This window comes from Paenibacillus sp. GCM10027626, assembly GCF_042676285.1.
Lineage (GTDB): Bacteria > Bacillota > Bacilli > Paenibacillales > Paenibacillaceae > Paenibacillus_Z.
In genome coordinates this window covers 1-18,085 of record NZ_JBHTHC010000001.1, presented here as the reverse complement: position 1 = coordinate 18,085, position 18,085 = coordinate 1, and the positions used below count along the sequence as shown (strand labels likewise).

The following is an 18,085-nucleotide window of genomic DNA, read 5'->3' as shown; positions in this document are numbered from 1 at the left end:
GTACCATAAATTTCAAGCGAAGCCTCCCCATATCGCATCAAGTGTAAGCGCAAGATTAGAGCCGCGTTCGGGATGCACGTATTTCTCCGAGCTGCAGAAGTAATGCGGATGTCCGCCAATGAGCGTAATCGTCTCAATTCGGCCCGGGGCATGTTTATGCTTATTCCAGTATGGAAGACCGTTCCTTCCCTTGCTCCAGCCGCCCCAGCTGCCCAGCCGCGCCACCCGGTCGATCTCCTTCCCTTGCTCGTCAACGGCAACGATATAGGTGATCTGCTTACGCAATTCTTCCGCAAAGCGCATCTTCGGCGAGCCTACTTGAATAATATGGAATTCCGTCTTAGTTCCCCAGCGGCGCAATTGCACCGCTGTGCGATAAGCGGCGATCCCGCCGCCGCTATGGCCGATTAAGAGCAGCTTTCGCCTGCCCGGCAGCCGCTCCTTAATATAGCTCGCAGCTTCTTGAACCCCGCTGCCGTGCTTGCGGGACAGCATGTCCCGCCGTACCTGCCAAACCTGCTTCACCAAGCTTTCCTCATGAAAGCCGTAGGGGAAAAACTCCCCCGCTACGACGCTATTTTCTTGACCGCGATGACGACGATCAAGCTCGATTCTGCATTCCTGAAACATATTGGGTCCCGTGGCGACGCCAGCAAATAAATAGATATCAAATATTTTATCTGACCACTGTGTCATCTTGTCACCGTCCTATCCCTTATACTGTCAAACATTAGTATCAACGATCTGAACGGTATTCATCCAGCGGCAGCTTGCCAAATATGAACTGTAAGCTTTATTTCTTCGCACGAATTTCCGCCGTCAGCAGATCTATAAATGCTTGCAGCTCCATTTCGCCTTGTTCTCCCTCGCCGCGCTTGCGGATGGCCACTGACCCCCGGGCGCGTTCGTTCTCGCCGACTACAACCATATATGGCGCTTTAGCAAGCTGCGCTTCACGAATTTTATAGCCGAGCTTCTCATTGCGCTCATCCAGCTCAACTCTAATTCCCGCTCTTACTAGCCGCCGCTTTACCTCATAGGCGTAATCATTATAGCCCGCCGATACCGGCAGCAGCTTGACTTGGACCGGCGCAAGCCATAACGGGAAGTGACCGCTGTAATGCTCTGTCAGAATGCCGATAAACCGTTCAATCGAGCCGAACACGGCGCGGTGAATGACGACCGGGCGATGCTTCTGGTTGTCTTCACCAATGTAGCTGAGATCGAATTTTTCCGGCATTTGGAAATCTAGCTGGATTGTTGCGCACTGCCAGCTCCGCTTCAAGGCGTCAAAAATATGAAAATCGATTTTCGGCCCGTAGAAGGCTCCGTCTCCTTCATTGATCCGGTAAGCAATCCCGCGCAGGTCAAGCACCTTTTTCAATGCGTTCTCCGCTTGATCCCACAGCTCCTCCGAGCCCATCGAATCGTCCGGACGCGTCGACAACTCGATCGCATAGCTGAACCCGAATACGGCATATATTTGATCGATTAACGCAATGACACGGCCAATTTCATCCTCAATTTGATCCGGGCGGGCAAAAATATGAGCATCATCCTGGCAAAATGTCCGAACGCGCATCATTCCATTCAACGCTCCGGAAAATTCATGGCGGTGCACTTGGCCGAACTCAGCCATCCGGATCGGCAGTTCGCGATAAGATCGGCGGCTGTCTTTGAAAATAAGCATATGCCCGGGACAGTTCATCGGCTTCAAAGCGAAAGCATTGTCGTCGACCTCGGTAAAATACATATTGTCCCGGTAATGCTCCCAATGTCCGGACTGCTCCCACAGCCGGCGATTCATCATAAGCGGTGTCCGCACTTCCTCGTAATCCTGCTCATGCTGCAAAGAGCGCGAGAAATTTTCCAGCTCTGTGCGGATCGCCATCCCTTTGGACAGAAAGAAAGGCATGCCCGGCGCTTCTTCTGAGAACATGAACAGCTCCATCTCTTTGCCCAATTTCCGGTGATCCCGCTTCTTCGCCTCCTCCAGCAGAAACAGATGCTCGTCAAGCTGCGCTTTTTTCGGAAATGCCGTGCCATAAATTCGCTGCAGCATCTTGTTATCGGAATTGCCCCGCCAGTAAGCGCCGGCTACACTTAGCAATTTGAATGCTTTGATGCGGCCAGTCGACGGTAGATGCGGCCCGCGGCACAAATCGACAAATTCGCCCTGCTCGTAAAGCGTAATGACCGCATCCTCCGGCAAATCGCGAATCAGCTCCAGCTTAAGCGGATCTTCCAGCTCCTCAAAGCGGGCAATCGCCTGCTCGCGGCTGACGGCCTGGCGCGAAATCTCAATATTTTCCTGGACGATGCGCTCCATCTCTTTCTCGATCGCCGCCAAATCATCCGTCGACAAAGGCTTAACGATATCGATATCGTAATAGAATCCGTCGGCGATTACCGGGCCAATCCCCAGCTTTACTGCCTTTTCGCCGTAGATCCGTTTGATCGCCTGCGCCATCAAATGCGCTGTACTATGCCTATATATCTCCAGCCCCTCTGCGCTGTCGAGCGTTATAATTTCTATTGCTCCGTCTTCTTCAATCGGCCGATGCAAATCAATCATCCGCCCGTTAAGCTTGCCGGCAACCGCCGCTTTTTTCAGCCCCGGGCTGATCGATTCGGCAACCTGCTCCGTCGTTGTGCCGAAATTAAAGCTTTTCACTGCTCCGTCCGGAAACGCAAGTTGAATTTGGTCATTCATGTGAATCCCTCCGCTTTTATAAAATTGAACGCAAAAAAACGCCTCTCCTCAAGGGACGAGTGCGTTCAAGCTCGTGGTTCCACCCTTATTCAACCTGCCGATCCTAGTAGCCGGCCGCAGCGGGCTGGCGGCAATAGCCGATTAGCAGATCCTCATTCGTAAATCCTGGCATCCGATAACGGGGACTAACCGGCATCGCTTACTAATGCCGCTCATACAGGCTCCCGGCAAATTCAACGATACAGCTACAAAGGGGTAACTCCAGCCCAGCACTGAGGAAGATTTCAGCAAGCTCTTCCCTCTCTGTACAGTCAAAAGTTGAAATCATGTCTTTGATAATCGCTTATTTATGGTGCATATTATACCCCCGATCCGATTGCAGGTCAAACAGATATTTGAAAAATTTCGATTGACAACCTGTCATTAACAATGATACTTTCTTGTTCCTTTCACTTTTAAAACGTCAGGAGGCGAGGACAGTTTTGATTACAGTAAATGGCATAAGCAAGTCGTTCAAGGTGGCCAGGCGGTCAGCCGGGTTTCGTCATGCGTTCAAAGCATTATTTCAGCGTGAATACAACTATGTAGAAGCGCTAAGCGACATTTCCTTCTCGATTCAAGCAGGGGAAATCGTCGGTTACATCGGCCCTAATGGCGCCGGAAAGTCAACAACGATCAAAGTGATGAGCGGCATTCTCGTTCCCGATTCAGGCACATGCTCCATTATGGGATATACGCCGTGGCTGGAGCGGGTGCCTTATGTGAAGCGGATCGGCGTCGTCTTCGGACAGCGCTCGCAGCTGTGGTGGGATGTTCCTGTCATCGATTCTTTTGAATTGCTGCGCGATATTTACAAAGTTCCTCTGCATGAATATCGCAGCAATCTGAATTTGCTGGCAGATACACTTGACTTGAACGAGCTGATCAACACCCCTGTCAGACAATTAAGTCTCGGTCAACGCATGCGCTGCGAAATTGCCGCCTCATTGCTACACAGCCCTTCCATTCTGTTTCTAGATGAACCAACCATTGGCCTTGACGCTGTTTCCAAGCTGGCCGTTCGCCGTTTTATCCAGACAATTAACAAGGAAAAAGGCGTAACCGTCATTCTTACAACCCATGATATGAGCGATATCGAAGCGCTGGCGCAGCGCATTATTCTTATCGGCAAAGGCCGCAAATTGTATGATGGCGCGCTTGCCTCCCTTCGCAGCCGCTTTGGCACGCGCAAGACGATTACTGTCGACCATCGCATACATACAGGCGCCATTAACCTTCCAGGCGCTGATGTTATATCATCGACAGCAGAACGAGCCGTGCTGAGCGTTGATACCGAACAGGTCGATATGTCAGCGATGTTGGCGCGCCTGTCCGAACAGTTGGCCATCGTCGATGTCACGATTGACGCTCAGCCGATCGATGACATTATCGTTAAATTATATCGGGAGTACCAAATATCATGAGGATGTATTTATCCGTATTCAAGCTGCGGCTGAACAATGGCCTGCAATATCGCGCGGCTGCATTGGCCGGAGTCGCTACACAGTTTTTCTGGGGATTTATGATCATTATGGTCTATGATGCGTTTTACAATCAAGCGGCAGTCAATGCCTCCATATCGCTTTCGCAGCTCGTTACTTATATTTGGCTGCAGCAAGCCTTTCTCTCATTCATTATGCTGTGGTTTCGCGATAATGAATTGTTCCAGCTCATCACGACCGGCAACATCGCCTATGAGCTATGCCGACCTAGCGGCATCTATCCGTTCTGGTACGCCAAGCTGTTAGCGCAGCGGCTGGCAAGCGCAGCGCTGCGAAGTCTGCCGATACTGGCAGTGGCGCTCTTTTTACCGCAGCCGTATCGTTTGTCGCTGCCGCCCGACATGGCAACCGCACTATTATTCGTTGTCACCTTGCTGTTTGGACTGCTCGTACTAGTCGCAATTTCGATGTTCATCTATATTTCGGTGTTCATTACGATGTCGCCTGTCGGCTCGCTGCTGCTGTTTGCCGTGCTTGGCGAATTTTTCGCCGGATCGATCATCCCGATTCCGCTTATGCCGGGCTGGATGCAGACAATCGTCTCCTGGCTCCCCTTCCATCTGGCAGCCGATCTGCCGTTTCGCGTCTATTCCGGGCATATTCCGCAGGACGGGGCGCTCGCCGGCATCGGCATTCAACTCATTTGGCTCGCCATTCTCGTGACAGCAGGCGTGTTTGCTATGCGTAAGGCGCTCCGCCGCGTTGTCGTGCAGGGAGGTTAACCGTTATGCAGCTTTATTTTAAATATTTGCTCATTTTATTCAAATCGCAAACCCAATACCGCGCTTCCTTTTGGCTGCTGACGACCGGGCAATTTTTCATTCCGTTTTCCGTCTTTGCCGGACTTTATTTCCTGTTTGAACGCTTCGGGCAAATTGAAGGCTGGTCCTTTTTCGAAGTGGCGCTCTGCTTCGGCGTTATTCATATGGCTTTCGCCATTAGCGAATGTTTCGCCCGCGGCTTTGACTCCTTCTCCAGCCTGATCGTGAAAGGAGAGTTTGACCGCCTCCTTGTTCGCCCCCGCAGCACCGTCCTGCAGGTGCTCGGCTCCAATTTCGAGTTTACGCGCTTCGGCAGGCTGCTGCAAAGCGTTGTTGTGCTTGGCTGGGCGATCAGCCAGTTGTCCATTGAATGGACTGTTTTAAAAAGCGTTGCTTTGCTGCTTATGGTTACTAGCGGCGTCTTTATTTTCACCGGCATTTTTATGCTGGCAGCCACCCTTAGCTTCTGGACGATTCAAGGGCTCGAAGTCGCCAACATCTTTACCGATGGCGGCCGCGAAATGGCGCAGTACCCGCTCAATATTTATCAGAAATGGGTTTCCCGCTTTTTCACCTTTGTCATCCCGTTCGGCTGCGTCAATTATTTGCCGCTGCTCTACCTGCTGGATAAACCAGAGGGGCAGCATCCTGCGTATGCTTTTGCGCCGCTGGCCGGCTTGCTCTTTATGCTCCCTTGTTTGCTAGTCTGGCATTTTGGCGTTCGCCACTATCGCTCGACAGGCTCGTAGCATTGGTCGTACGCCGCTGACAGCTGTAAGCATTCAGCCTGCCGGCATTCTTGGCACGAAAAAAGGTTGAGCATCTATTCTGCTCAACCTTTTGATATCAGATGAACATCCCGTCACAAGCTCATGAACTGACCGCTGAATGCCGTATCATCTGCAATTTTCCCGTTATAGCACCGCCGCTTTGCCGCCGTCTATATTCACCGATGTACCCGTCACATAAGAGGCTGCGTCCGATACTAGAAACGCGATGACATTAGCCGCTTCCTCCGCTTCCCCGATCCGGCCGAGCGGAATATCATGACGGGGATCTACGGCAAATTGCTCCCACGTCAGCTCAGGAGCCTTCGCTTGCCAAATCCGCTCAATCTGGTCGCTGCGAATGCTGCCAATGCATACCGCGTTTACCCGAATGCGGTCAGCCGCTAAATCTTTGCTCATCGCTTTCGTCAATGCCAGGCCGGCAGCGCGGCTGACCGAGGAGGGCAAAGACGAAGCACCCGGCGTTTTGCCGCCAATCGCCGTTACATTGACGATGGCTCCGCCGCCCGCTTGCCGCATATACGGCAGCGCTGCGCGCGAGAAATGCACGGCGCCGAGCAGCTTCAGATCAAGATCGGTCTCCCATACGCTCGCTTCAATGTCCGCGAATGGCTTCGCCGCCGCTGTGCCTGCATTGTTGACGACAATATCGATGCCGCCGAAATGTTCGGCTGCCGCCTTCACTGCCCGCTCGACATCACCCTCTACTCCGGCATCCGCCGCTATAATAAACGGCTCGGAGCCGGTTTTCTCCTTAATTAGAGCCGCGGCCCGCCGCAGACCGTCTTCATTTCTGGCTACGATCGCTACCTGCGCCCCTTCAGCCGCAAGCAGCTGCGCACTCGCCAAGCCGATTCCTTTGCTGCCGCCGGTAATAATTGCTGTTTTCCCTTTTAGACCAAGCTCCATCTTTCACGCATCCTTTTTTAGCTTCATTATTCCATGAATACCGCAGGTTGTCCACATCGGAATAGTCGTCATTATGAATTGAAGGAGCGCAGCACCAGAGCGGCATTATGGCCGCCAAAGCCGAAGGAGTTGGCCATTCCCACGCTTATTCGCGCCTGCCTGGCCTCGTTAGGCACATAGTCAAGATCGCAATAGGGGTCGGCTGCCTGTTGATTGATTGTTGGCGGAATGATACCAGCTTCCATGCTTTGCAGCAGTGCAATTGCCGCCGCTCCTCCTGCGGCGCCCAGCATATGGCCAAGCATCGATTTGTTCGCCGTCACAGGAATTTGCCGGGCCCGTTCGCCGAATAATCGCTTGATGGCTGCTGTTTCCGAGCGATCCCCAACATCGGTGCTCGTTGCATGGGCGCTAATGACATCAATTTCGCCCGGGTGCAAGCCGGCATCGGCAAGCGCTGCTTTCATCGCCAGAAACGCCCCCTCTCCTTCCGGATGACTGGCCACCATATGATAAGCATCAGAGCTGGCGCCATAGCCAACAACCTCGCCATAAATAACTGCGTTGCGCCGCAGTGCATGCGATAACGATTCTAATGTAAGCAAAGCCGCCCCCTCGCCCAGCACGAAACCGTCGCGCTCGCCATCAAAAGGCCTGCTCGCCAGCTGCGGCGCTTCATTGCGCGTCGAAATCGCTGTCGCATTGCCGAAGCTGGCAAGCGCAATTTCTGTTATTGCCGCTTCCGCACCGCCGGCAATAACAACATCGGCAGCGCCTGTCTGAATGAGCCTCGCCGCCTCGCCAATCGCGGTGTTGCCAATCGAGCATGCCGTTACCGGGGCGAGCGTCGGCCCTGTAATGCCATAATGAATACTGATCGTGGCAGCCGCCATATTGGCAATCATCATCGGCACGAGCAGCGGGCTTACCCGGTCGGCGCCGCGCTCCTGCAGCAGCTTCGCCTGCTCCATCAATGTGCCGATGCCCCCAATACCCGAACCGACATATACAGCGACGCGTTCCCGGTTTATTTGCTCCAGCCTGAGTCCCGCCTCGGCAACCGCCTGCTGCGCCGCCGCCAGCGCATATTGGCAGTAACGGTCCATGCGGCGCGCTTCCTTGCGCCCGAATCTGCCTTCGGCATCGAAGTTTCGTACCATTCCTGCAATTTTACATTTTAATTTGGACGTATCAAATGTATCAATTGCCGTAATGCCGGACTGACCGGCCCGCAAATTTTCCCAAAAGGTTGTTACATCATTGCCCAGCGGCGAAATAATTCCTCTTCCTGTGATGACTACTCTTTCCATACACGATCGCCTCCAGCTTCGAAATTTAATAGGGCCTGAGAGTAATATTCCCATATACTTTATCCTATTACAAGTTGTTGTTTATACTAGTATAATAACTACTATGCTAAACTAAGCTGGGAGGTATCTTATCATGTCGCTTCATCAACCAACCCGACTTCAAGCATTGTCGGCCTTCCTCAAGCAGCAGCGGGCCAAAATTTCACCGCAGGCGGCAGGCCTGCCTGCCGGCAGCAGGCGCCGGACCCCCGGACTGCGGCGGGAGGAGGTGGCGCAATTAGCCGGAGTAAGCGCCACATGGTATACATGGCTTGAGCAAGGGCGCGATATTAATGTGTCGGCCTCTGTGCTCGATGCGATCGCGGGCGCGCTGCAGCTCACTGCCGATGAGCGCAAGTATTTGTACGCGCTCGCTTTAGAAAGCGGCGGGACAAGCAGCTTCGCCCGTACGGCAGATTCACAGCCGGAAATCAGCCCAGCGCTTGCCCGTATTTTGCGGGAGCTGCGCACCTGTCCGGCGATCGTTTCCGACCGCCGCTGCCAAATCGTCGGCTGGAACGAGGCGGCCGCGTATGTATTTCTCGATTTTGAGCAAATACCGCTCGAACAACGCAATTTGCTTCGGCTGATTTTTACTCGGAAAGAACTTCGGCGGCTTGCTGTCAATTGGGAGCATTTTGCTAGCGGCTATCTCGCCATCTTCCGTGCTTACTACGGCCAATATGTGGAAGATCAGTGGTTTGAGCAGTTTTTGCAGGAAATGCGCGGCGCGCATCCTGATTTCAATTCCCTTTGGGAGCAAAGCCGCGTCAGCTCCGCCCCTGAAGTAGTAATCGAATTCCGCCATGCTAAAGCCGGCAAGATGCATTTTCATCTGACCTCGCTGCAAGTTCAGGGAGACACAGATTTGCGCTGCAGCATCTACACCCCCGCTGCAGACACGACAACCGAACATAAACTGGCGCAGCTCATGCAGCGTTAAATGAAATAAGAAGAAACGGCTGACGGCATCCTTGAGGCGCAGCAAGTTTCTTCCCCTGAAATTTTATAGAATTTATCAGGTAAACATATAAATTCTATAAAATCAACAAAAGGAACGAACGCATCTCTCATAACAAGATGTCGTTCGTTCCTCTCTATCGGCACTAATTTATGGATGAACCGGTGTATGTACCAATTCGCTTGCTTAACGATTTTTTCTCGGGATCGCCGCCAACTTCCTCGCGCAGCTTCGCAAATGCATCGATCAGCTGATCTTTGTTCGCGAACATATACGGGCTCTTCCAGTCGCTCTCCAGCGGCAAAAAGGTCAGCCGGTCCGGCTTCAGCTTGCGGAAATTGTAAATCCAATTGCGCAAATTATCGACCGGGATATCTGTCTTGACATTGTTGCCGACAATATCAAGCACATTACCCCATTGCGTCATGCCTTCGAAGGATGCCAGCTTGTCCATCACCTGACTAAGCACCATCTGCTGCCTGTGATTGCGCGCCGGGTCGGTCGACTCCGCTGTCCCTCTGTTGGACTTGCGGTAGCGTACGAAATCCAGCGTCTGCTTGCCATCGAGATGCTGCAGCCCTTTGCGCAAATTGATGTCGGTGCCGTCTGCAGAATCTACATAACGCATATCCATATCAACATCAATATCGAGTCCGCCTACTTCATCCACGACTTGACGCAGGCCGTCAAAATCAATCATTACCATATAGTCAATCGGCACTTCGAACAGCTCGGAAAAGAATTGCTTCGTATTTTCCATTGCCGTTGTTTTATCCTTGAGGAAATTATGAGCATAGTAATAATTTGCTTTATGGTCGCTTCCCTGATCGCTTTCAATCCGCAAATCGCGCGGCACTGACAAAATGCTCGCTGACCTAGTATCGGGATTAAAGCTGGCCAGCATCATGACATCAGTATTGATCGTACCCCCGCTGCCGTCACGGCTGTCAATACCGCTAAGCAGCAATGTCATCGGCTTCAGTAATCTTTTGTCCTCATCCGACAAATCAGGGACAGCCTCATTCGTTTGTTGTTTCTGTTCCACTTGCTGCGGGTTGGCAGCAATCTTCTTCAGTGTCGAATCCGTCTTATTCGCTAAAAATCCGGCATAAGCGCCTACAGCAATTAATGTCGTCCCTGCAGCAACTGCACATCCGATCAAAACACGTCGAATGATGGTCTTTTTTCTTAATTGTTTTTCGTCCACTGTATCCTCCATCGCATGACAACATATAGAATTCGCAAATTATACCGTTATATTTTACGTGAAAACGCTTCGATTGAACAGTTAAATTTTTCTTAGAAATTGTCGAATAATGTTTAATCCCGTCTTTTCACGCCAAAAAGCAGGGCCGCTTCGGCAACCCCGCTGAGTGAAAATTAGCTTACGCTGTACGGTTGATTTCCAGTCGTTCTCTCTGCCCGTCCGGCGCACCTAGTGCAATATATGCTTGCGCAGCGGCGATTCTGGCCAGCGGAATGCGGTAAGGCGAGCAGCTGACATAGTCCAGCCCTACCTGATAGCAGAAGAAAATTGATTCTTTATCCCCGCCATGCTCTCCGCATATGCCTGTTTTGAGCGACGGCTTCGCAGCCCGCGCACTGTTGACTGCCAGCTCGATCAACTGGCCTACGCCGTCTGCATCCAGCACTTGAAAAGGATTATGCGGCAGCAGCTTTTGATCGACATAATGCGCCAAAAATTTATTTTCTGCGTCGTCGCGGCTATAGCCGAATGTCATTTGCGTCAAATCATTCGTCCCGAAGGAGAAAAAGTCGGCATGCGCCGCAATTTGCTTCGCCGTCAGTGCAGCGCGCGGCACTTCAATCATCGTCCCTACCGTATAATGGATCGGCGCACGATCCGGTTGCCCGGCGCGCTCAATGACCTTCGCCGCCACCTGTTCGACGCTCTCGCGCAGCATTTTCAGCTCATTGGCATGCCCTACTAGCGGGATCATAATTTCCGGATGGACGGTTATGCCCGTTGCCTGGCAGCGGAGAGACGCCTGAACGATGGCCTCCACCTGCATATCATAAATTTCCGGATAGACGATGCCTAGCCGGCAGCCGCGCTGCCCCAGCATCGGGTTCACTTCGTGCAGCTCCCGTACCTTCCGCAGCATCTGGGCGACTAGCTGCCGCTCCCGGCCTGTGCCGTCCTGGCTTGCCTCCCCAAGTTCGGCAAGCCGCTCCCCCAGTTCCTGCTCGCTTGGCAAAAATTCATGAAGCGGCGGGTCTAGCAGGCGAATCGTGACCGGCAGCCCGTCCATGGCGCGGAAAATCCCCTCAAAATCTTCCTGCTGCATAGGAAGCAGCTTTTCCAGCGCAGCCTTCCGCTCTTCCGGAGAGGAGGCCAGTATCATCTGCTGTACAACAGTCAGCCGCTCCGGCGCGAAAAACATATGCTCTGTGCGGCAGAGGCCGATTCCTTGAGCGCCGTATTGTCTAGCCGCCTGCGCATCTGCCGGGTTGTCGGCATTCGCATAAACCTTCAATGTCCGAATTTCGTCGGCCCATTGCAAAATAGCTTTCAGCTCTTCCGTCATTTCCGCTTCCCGCAGCGCCGCCTCGCCAATTATGACACGGCCGGTCGTGCCGTCCAGCGTCACCCATTCACCTTCGCGCACCGTTATTTGATCGGTTTCCATCCGTTTTTCCTCCGGCAAAATGCGGATCGCCTCGCAGCCGCACACACAAGGCTTGCCCATTCCTCTGGCGACAACCGCTGCGTGGCTCGTCATGCCGCCGCGGCTCGTCAATACGCCCTCGGCGCCAAGCAGCCCGTGGATATCTTCCGGCGTCGTCTCCGGCCGGGCCAAAATAACCCGCTTTCCGGAACGGCTCATCTCCGAGGCAGCGTCAGCGTCAAATACTAGGATGCCGGCCGCCGCTCCCGGCGAAGCCGGCAAGCCGGCAGCCATCACTTGCAGATCGCCGTTGTCCTGCAAGCCGCGGTGCAGCAGTTGATCCAAATGAGACATCTCGATTCGGGAGACGGCCTCCTCTTTCGTAATCTTGCCTTCTCTGACCAACTCAGCCGCGATCCGCAATGCCGCTTGCGCCGTTCTTTTACCGTTGCGGGTCTGCAGCATGTACAGCCTTCCGGCCTCAACAGTGAACTCAATATCCTGCATATCGCGATAGTGATCTTCCAGCTGCTTGGCTACTTGACTAAGCTGCTCGAACAACGCCGGCATCGCTGTACGCATCACTTCAATCGGCAGCGGCGTTCGCACGCCCGCAACAACATCCTCGCCTTGGGCATTGACCAGGTACTCGCCGAACAAGTGATTTTCTCCGGTCGACGGGTTGCGGGTAAACAGTACACCGGTCCCTGAATCATCGCCTTTATTGCCGTAGACCATGCTCTGGATGTTGACCGCCGTCCCTTGGTTGTCCGGAATGCGATTCACTTTGCGGTATACCTTGGCGCGCGGGTTGTTCCATGATTTGAAGACCGCCTCCACCGCCAGCCGCAGCTGCTCATGCACATCTTGCGGAAAAGGGCGACCGGCCCGCTTCATATAGCATTGCTTATACTGTTCAATCAGCCGCTGCCAGCCTTCAGCAGATACATCCTGATCCTGGCTTGCACCCGTCTCCTGCTTCATTTTGCGCAGCAGCAGCTCGAAATCATGCGACTCGATGCCGAACACTACATTGCCGAACATCTGAATGAGCCGGCGATAGCAGTCATACGCAAAACGCCAATCGTCAGTACGGCTGGCCAAGCCCGCCACCGTCTCGTCATTCATGCCCAGATTAAGGATCGTATCCATCATCCCCGGCATGGAAGTGACCGATCCGGAGCGGACGGAGATGAGCAGCGGATTGCGCGGATCGCCAAAGAGCTGGCCCTTCATCCGCTCGAGCTCCGCCAGAGCCTCACTCATCTGCTGCTCAAGCCCTGCGGGCAGCCGGTCTCCCGCCTCGAAATACCCGTGGCAAGCGGCTGTCGATATGGTAAATCCGGGCGGCACCGGCAAACCGGCCAATGTCATTTCCGCCAGATTGGCTCCTTTCCCGCCCAGAATATTTTTCATTTTTGCGTTGCCTTCACGGAATAGAAATACTAGCTTCTCCATTATCGTTTGCTCCCCCCAGCTTGATCGAATGGCTGCATTCATTGTCTATACATTGCCCATAAAAGATTTTCACGCCATTCGTCGGGACAGTCGCAATTAATTCACCGCAATTCTTGCAAAGTAAGGATCCCAACTCGTTCACTTTGTGAGACCCTCTCACATCCAACGCTTCATTATGCATCGTCTCATCACTCCTGTTATCGATTTGAAATCCGGCAAGTGCGGCTCTCGCTGCTTGCTGCGCCCGCTTCCCGGCCACGCCATTCGCCATCGGCTTCAGGCTGAATGCTCGCTTTCATTTGTATGACATAAATATAATACAACTCCGTTTATGATGCAACATATATTTTTATATAGTGTATCATATTTTTCGTTAAACGTAGTTTGATTCAAGCAAACAGACAATAATACATATAAATAATATGCACTTTATAAGCAGCTGCATGACTCCGCTTCGATGTAGACAACGATTTTCGGCTGCAAATCGCGTATGAGAGGGGAACTGTGAGTCATGCGGACATACGATCCGTTATTTTGTTGAAAGCTGGCTCATTCGGAGGTTTCGCGGACACGATCCGTTATGTGCCGATTTCGCCGGGGTTTAGCGGCGATTTTCTGCCAATAACGGATCAAACGGTCCGCGAGCAACCCGTTTTTGCTGATTTGTTCACAGATAACGTATCCACGGTCCGCTCAGGTCCTCTAAGTCCCGCCGCCGTTCTCGGCACGACAAAAAAACAGCCCGGTAAGCCGACAAGCTTACCAAGCTGTTTATTTTGCATTAGGACAGTAATCCGCTCCCGCTCCGGCAGCACATATTTTTGCGCCGCTTGCTTGAATGGCGCTGACACATCTGCAGTTGAATCCAGCTCGGCTATGCACGCCTCCAAACGCGGCGCAAAAGCAATATCATAGCTTTCAGCGGCAAGCAGGCGATGATCGATCTGTGACGCCGTCTGATGAATTTCGGCCGCAGTCCGCGCAATTTTCGCGACCAGCTCTGCAGACAAAGGGTAGGCATCAGCAAGCGTCTCCACCTCGTTATAATGAAATAGCACAATCGTTGCATCATCCAGTTCGGTCTGAAATTGCCCTGAACGCGCCTTGAGCGGATACGTCATTTTGGCAAACAAACCCTGATGATACAAGTGCCAGGTTAATGGCAAGTAGTAAGGAAGCCTCTCAACATTGGCCCGCTGTCTGTCATTGCGGCGATCGAACAATCTCAAGTAATAGCGCATGCCGTCACTACACTGCAGCCAGTACGAATATGCCGAGTCTCCTTTGGGAATAAAGTGGATGCTTGCAGCCTGCAGGCCGTAATGGTCATACAAATGACGAATCAACAAGCGATCTTCAAGGGCAAATCTCACCTTCACCGCATTCCAGCTCCTCCCGTCAATTTGGACGCTTTTTCCCTATAGAGGCGGACCGCCTCCATTATGAGCGCGATGATCGTGCCTAGTATCAACCCGTTGCTGAGCAGCGAAGAAAACAAAGGCGGCAAGGAAGAAAAGCTGCCGGCCGGGATTGCCATTACACCGATACCGGCAAATAACGGCATGCCCACCCTTGCTATAATTTGTTCCGCACTTGCCGCTGCGAACCATTCCCGCAAACCAAGCATCATCATTCCCGAAAAGATCGGAAACACCGCAGCATAGCCTACCGCTGGCGGCAGCGCCGCTATCCAGGCGATAGCCGGCGCAAAAAAGCTGAGGACAATAATCGCCAGCGAAGCAATGATAAACGGAACTCTGCTTGTAACTTTGTTAGCAGCAATAAATCCAGCCGCACCGGAAATCGGCACCGAGCCTACTGCAGAGAGCATTCCGCCCAGCAGTTGACTTATTCCCATAAAAAAACCGGCCTTCCGCGGAGATTGCTCCTGCGCCTCTTCGGCTGCCCCTAACCGGCTCATGACTCCCTGCACAACTTTAATTGTAGCAAGCATGTTCGTAATAAGCAGCAGCGTAACAAATATTGTCGTCGGAACTACGCTCCATTCCATCCGCGGCATCCCTAGCGCGAACAGCTCCGGCACGATGAACAAGGTATCAGGCAGCTGCGGCAGCTCACCATAACCGCACAGCGCGAAAAGAGCCCAGCCCACAGCAATGCTCAAAAGAATGCTGACCGTATTCCATCTTCTGCTTCGTGTCATAAGAAAGGACAAGCTGATGGTCACGAATGACAAACCAACAATCGGCAGCGACACTTCTCCTGTTCTGTCAATACCGAGCAAGCCGCGGACAAAAGCGCCGCTGAGCTGTGCTACTAGCAAAATCATATAAATCCCTACAACAAAAGGCGTAAACAGCATTGTCAGCTTGTCTATGAGACCTGTCAGACTCAAAATAATCGTAATAACGCCGCTTACGAGCAGTGCAAACTCCAGCACGCGCAGCGTTTCCTCCGCCGATCCGAAGAGCGCCAGCCCGAGACCGGCATAAAGGCTGAAAAATCCCCACCACAGCCCGGCCGGGCCTTCATTGATGGGCAAACGATGCCCGAAGAAGGTCTGCAGCAAGCCGGAAACTGCCAATACAAGAAATGTGCGTGAGATGAAAGCCATCGCAGCCTCCCCTTCAAGCCCAAAGCTTGCCGCGAGCGTCACCGGCACAACAATGCTCCCTGACAAAATAAAAATTAGCCATTGCAACGACGGCAGTATTTGTCTCACTACCTTCTCCCCCTTCTCGCCAACACCGCTGGACACAGAAAACGCCCTCCGTTCATCAACTGAGGGCGGTGATTGATATGTAGATATCTCCCTGCTTAAGCACAAAAAACCTACTAAATCGTAGCAAACCCGCTCGCCAAAGTCAATCATATATCCCCTGTCAAATGCATATGCAGCATTTCACCTGACATGGCAAATGTACCTGGAGGACGAACACCTAAAACACTTAAACAAGTTTCTGCATAAGCTAGAGAGGAAAGACCAATCAACCAAAAGGAGATTGATAAAGTATGGAACCCAACCAAAACTTCATTAGTCCGGCAGCAGTAGGCGGCGCCTTATGCCCTGAAGCTCCGCCGATCGTCGCACCTACTAACTATGTTGTACAAGACATTTGCCATCCGCAAATTCAGCCTATCATTCACCCCACTGAACTCATCAAACAGCACCACTGCGTACCTGTTCCAAAACATATTTGCACATTTTCTTCCAAAGACGTCTTCATACGCAGCGCTCGCAAAAGCGGTAAAACTAGCAGAGCCAGTGTCCGCAGCCGCAAGAAAAAATAAGGCAATTGTCAGCTTGGCTGGTAGTCGCCCCAACGACTATCAGCCCCTTTTTTTACAGCCTCTTAATAAAGTTGAGAATCAGTTCTTTGCCACTTATAACGAGCCCTCTCGCTGCTCTCAAGACGATCAATGTCCGGACCCGTCAAAAGTACATATCTACCTATGTGATGATTCTCTTTTTAGGCAGCGCAAAAAAAGAGAGAGCATCCGCTCAGCATCATTTGCTAAGCATGCTCTCTCTTTCCTTTTTATCCAGCTTGATCAAGGACGAATGGCAATTTTAATAACCTGTTCTGTACGCTGCTCGAACAGCTTGAAGGCTTCCTGCACTTCATTAAGCGACATACGGTGTGTAATCAATGAACGCAGATCAATTTTTCCGTTTTCAATCAGCTTCACCAGCTTTTTCATGTGACCCAGATAGGAGAGCCCCATCTCGATACGCAGGTTTTTCATAAAAGCCTCGTGAAGCGGGAAGGAAACCGGCTGGCCAAAAATCCCCACCAATACGACCCGGCCGCATAGTGCCGCGCACTTAACCGCTTGTTGGAAGGTAATTTCCGCGCCTGCCGCTTCAATAACTGCATCGGCTCCCTTGCCGCCTGTCAGCTTGCCGATCACTTCAAGCACATCCTGCTCCTTGGCATTGATGGTATCCGTAGCGCCGAGTTTCAGCCCTGCTTCAAGCCGGAAAGGATCAATATCGACTAGAATGATCCGTTCTGGATGGAACAGCTGTGCGGATTGAACGGCACATAAACCAACTGGTCCTGCACCGAATACAACGACAGTGTCGCCGTGAGCAATCGCAGCCTTTTCCGCCGCAAAATAACCCGTAGACAGTATGTCGCCCACGAATAGAACCTGTTCATCCTCCAATTGCTCCGGAACATGTACAAGATTGACATCAGCATAAGGAATGCGCATATATTCGCCCTGTGCGCCGGACAAATTGCCAAATTCGGGACCGCTGCCATGAACGCCGCCGTTCATACAATGCATAATATCCCCTTTAAGGCAGCGTTCGCACTGTCCGCAATACGGAGCCGCTGGGCCGATTACCCGGTCCCCAGGCTTGAACTGGGATACTTTGCTCCCTACTTGCTCCACAATGCCGACATATTCATGTCCAAGCACATAACCCGGTGTCGTCGGAATATGGGCATGGCAGAGATGGACATCGCTGCCGCAAATGGTCGTCAGCGTCACGCGAATCAAAGCATCGGTATCGGCCAGCAACATTGGCTTTTCCACTGTTTCCAGCGCCACCTCATGCGGCCCGCGATAAACAAGTCCCTTCATTGCATTTCACCATCCGTCATATTTTTGTCAATTCACTTCTAGTGTAACAAAAATCCCGGATTTTTCCTGTATCTAACTTGTTTCTAAATTGTCAATATTTTGTGAACATTGTCCTCGCAGCAGCTTTCCGATAATAATTCCTGCCTGCTTCGCCCCGAGATGAAGAACAGCTGGCGTCTTGCAGAACAATCCCTTTTTGCCACTGTCATCACCGCATTCGTTTTATTTTGCTCCCGCTTGCTCTATATAAGTTGAACTAAAGATTAGAAAACAATGGTAAGGATTTAGCTTCTGCATGTCGAAATAATTAGGAAACCACTTAGACAGGCAGGAAATCAGAATGGAAAACACAGTTGCATTTCAAGAAATCGAAACCGCGATGAAAAAAGCAAAGGATCGTCGGATGTACGAACGATACCAG

The 18,085-nt window shown here is 52.1% G+C and carries 15 protein-coding genes; 5 read left to right on the top strand and 10 right to left on the bottom strand.

Annotation, left to right across the window (positions count from 1 at the left end; genetic code table 11):
* Positions 1-12: 12 nt before the first annotated feature.
* Together ACFQ0N_RS00075 and thrS are read right to left on the bottom strand one after the other, a co-directional pair.
* The gene (locus tag ACFQ0N_RS00075) at positions 13-696 is read right to left on the bottom strand and encodes a hypothetical protein (protein ID WP_379322304.1); all 684 of its coding nucleotides are present in this window, start codon (positions 694-696) and stop codon (positions 13-15) included.
* A gap of 97 nt (positions 697-793) precedes the next feature.
* On the bottom strand, positions 794-2,713 hold the full coding sequence (thrS, locus tag ACFQ0N_RS00070; protein ID WP_379322303.1) for a threonine--tRNA ligase: 1,920 nt from the start codon (positions 2,711-2,713) through the stop codon (positions 794-796).
* A 482-nt stretch (positions 2,714-3,195) separates the two neighbouring features.
* Here thrS and ACFQ0N_RS00065 point away from each other — a divergent pair, with 482 nt between their 5' ends.
* From ACFQ0N_RS00065 to ACFQ0N_RS00055, 3 genes are read left to right on the top strand one after another with little or no spacing between them, the layout of a single operon-like run.
* A complete protein-coding gene (locus tag ACFQ0N_RS00065; RefSeq protein ID WP_379322302.1) occupies positions 3,196-4,176 on the top strand; it encodes an ABC transporter ATP-binding protein in 981 nt (326 codons plus the stop codon).
* Positions 4,173-4,976: an ABC transporter permease gene (locus ACFQ0N_RS00060; protein WP_379322301.1), complete on the top strand. Its 804-nt coding sequence runs from the start codon at positions 4,173-4,175 to the stop codon at positions 4,974-4,976. The genes ACFQ0N_RS00065 and ACFQ0N_RS00060 overlap by 4 nt, the downstream gene beginning before the upstream one ends.
* A 5-nt stretch (positions 4,977-4,981) precedes the next feature.
* Positions 4,982-5,764, top strand: a complete 783-nt coding sequence (locus tag ACFQ0N_RS00055; RefSeq protein ID WP_379322300.1) for an ABC transporter permease — start codon at positions 4,982-4,984, stop codon at positions 5,762-5,764.
* 165 nt (positions 5,765-5,929) lie between these two features.
* On the opposite strand, the gene ACFQ0N_RS00050 is transcribed toward ACFQ0N_RS00055, so the two are convergent.
* Together ACFQ0N_RS00050 and fabF are read right to left on the bottom strand one after the other, a co-directional pair.
* Positions 5,930-6,712: an SDR family NAD(P)-dependent oxidoreductase gene (locus ACFQ0N_RS00050; RefSeq protein ID WP_379322299.1), complete on the bottom strand. Its 783-nt coding sequence runs from the start codon at positions 6,710-6,712 to the stop codon at positions 5,930-5,932.
* Positions 6,713-6,783: 71 nt separating this feature from the next.
* Positions 6,784-8,022: a beta-ketoacyl-ACP synthase II gene (gene fabF, locus ACFQ0N_RS00045; RefSeq protein WP_379322298.1), complete on the bottom strand. Its 1,239-nt coding sequence runs from the start codon at positions 8,020-8,022 to the stop codon at positions 6,784-6,786.
* Positions 8,023-8,155: 133 nt separating this feature from the next.
* On the opposite strand from fabF, the gene ACFQ0N_RS00040 reads away from it, so the two are divergent.
* Positions 8,156-9,004, top strand: a complete 849-nt coding sequence (locus tag ACFQ0N_RS00040) for a helix-turn-helix transcriptional regulator (RefSeq protein ID WP_379322297.1) — start codon at positions 8,156-8,158, stop codon at positions 9,002-9,004.
* A 163-nt stretch (positions 9,005-9,167) separates the two neighbouring features.
* Here ACFQ0N_RS00040 and ACFQ0N_RS00035 read toward each other — a convergent pair whose 3' ends face one another.
* From ACFQ0N_RS00035 to ACFQ0N_RS00015, 5 genes are all read right to left on the bottom strand, one after another.
* Positions 9,168-10,229, bottom strand: a complete 1,062-nt coding sequence (locus ACFQ0N_RS00035) for an LCP family protein (protein ID WP_379322296.1) — start codon at positions 10,227-10,229, stop codon at positions 9,168-9,170.
* A 178-nt stretch (positions 10,230-10,407) separates the two neighbouring features.
* Complete coding sequence (ppdK, locus tag ACFQ0N_RS00030; RefSeq protein ID WP_379322295.1) at positions 10,408-13,110, bottom strand: pyruvate, phosphate dikinase; 2,703 nt, start codon at positions 13,108-13,110, stop codon at positions 10,408-10,410.
* Complete coding sequence (locus tag ACFQ0N_RS00025) at positions 13,082-13,381, bottom strand: hypothetical protein (RefSeq protein WP_379322294.1); 300 nt, start codon at positions 13,379-13,381, stop codon at positions 13,082-13,084. The genes ppdK and ACFQ0N_RS00025 overlap by 29 nt, the downstream gene beginning before the upstream one ends.
* Before the next feature lie 358 nt (positions 13,382-13,739).
* Positions 13,740-14,489: a protein kinase family protein gene (locus tag ACFQ0N_RS00020; RefSeq protein WP_379322293.1), complete on the bottom strand. Its 750-nt coding sequence runs from the start codon at positions 14,487-14,489 to the stop codon at positions 13,740-13,742.
* Positions 14,486-15,793 carry a purine/pyrimidine permease gene (locus ACFQ0N_RS00015; protein WP_379322292.1) on the bottom strand — a complete coding sequence of 436 codons (1,308 nt, stop codon included), beginning with the start codon at positions 15,791-15,793 and terminating at the stop codon, positions 14,486-14,488. Before ACFQ0N_RS00015 ends, ACFQ0N_RS00020 begins: the two co-directional genes overlap by 4 nt.
* A gap of 290 nt (positions 15,794-16,083) precedes the next feature.
* On the opposite strand from ACFQ0N_RS00015, the gene ACFQ0N_RS00010 reads away from it, so the two are divergent.
* Positions 16,084-16,362, top strand: a complete 279-nt coding sequence (locus tag ACFQ0N_RS00010) for a hypothetical protein (protein WP_379322291.1) — start codon at positions 16,084-16,086, stop codon at positions 16,360-16,362.
* Between the two features lie 261 nt (positions 16,363-16,623).
* Here ACFQ0N_RS00010 and ACFQ0N_RS00005 read toward each other — a convergent pair whose 3' ends face one another.
* The gene (locus ACFQ0N_RS00005) at positions 16,624-17,664 is read right to left on the bottom strand and encodes an alcohol dehydrogenase (protein WP_379322290.1); all 1,041 of its coding nucleotides are present in this window, start codon (positions 17,662-17,664) and stop codon (positions 16,624-16,626) included.
* Positions 17,665-18,085: the final 421 nt, after the last annotated feature.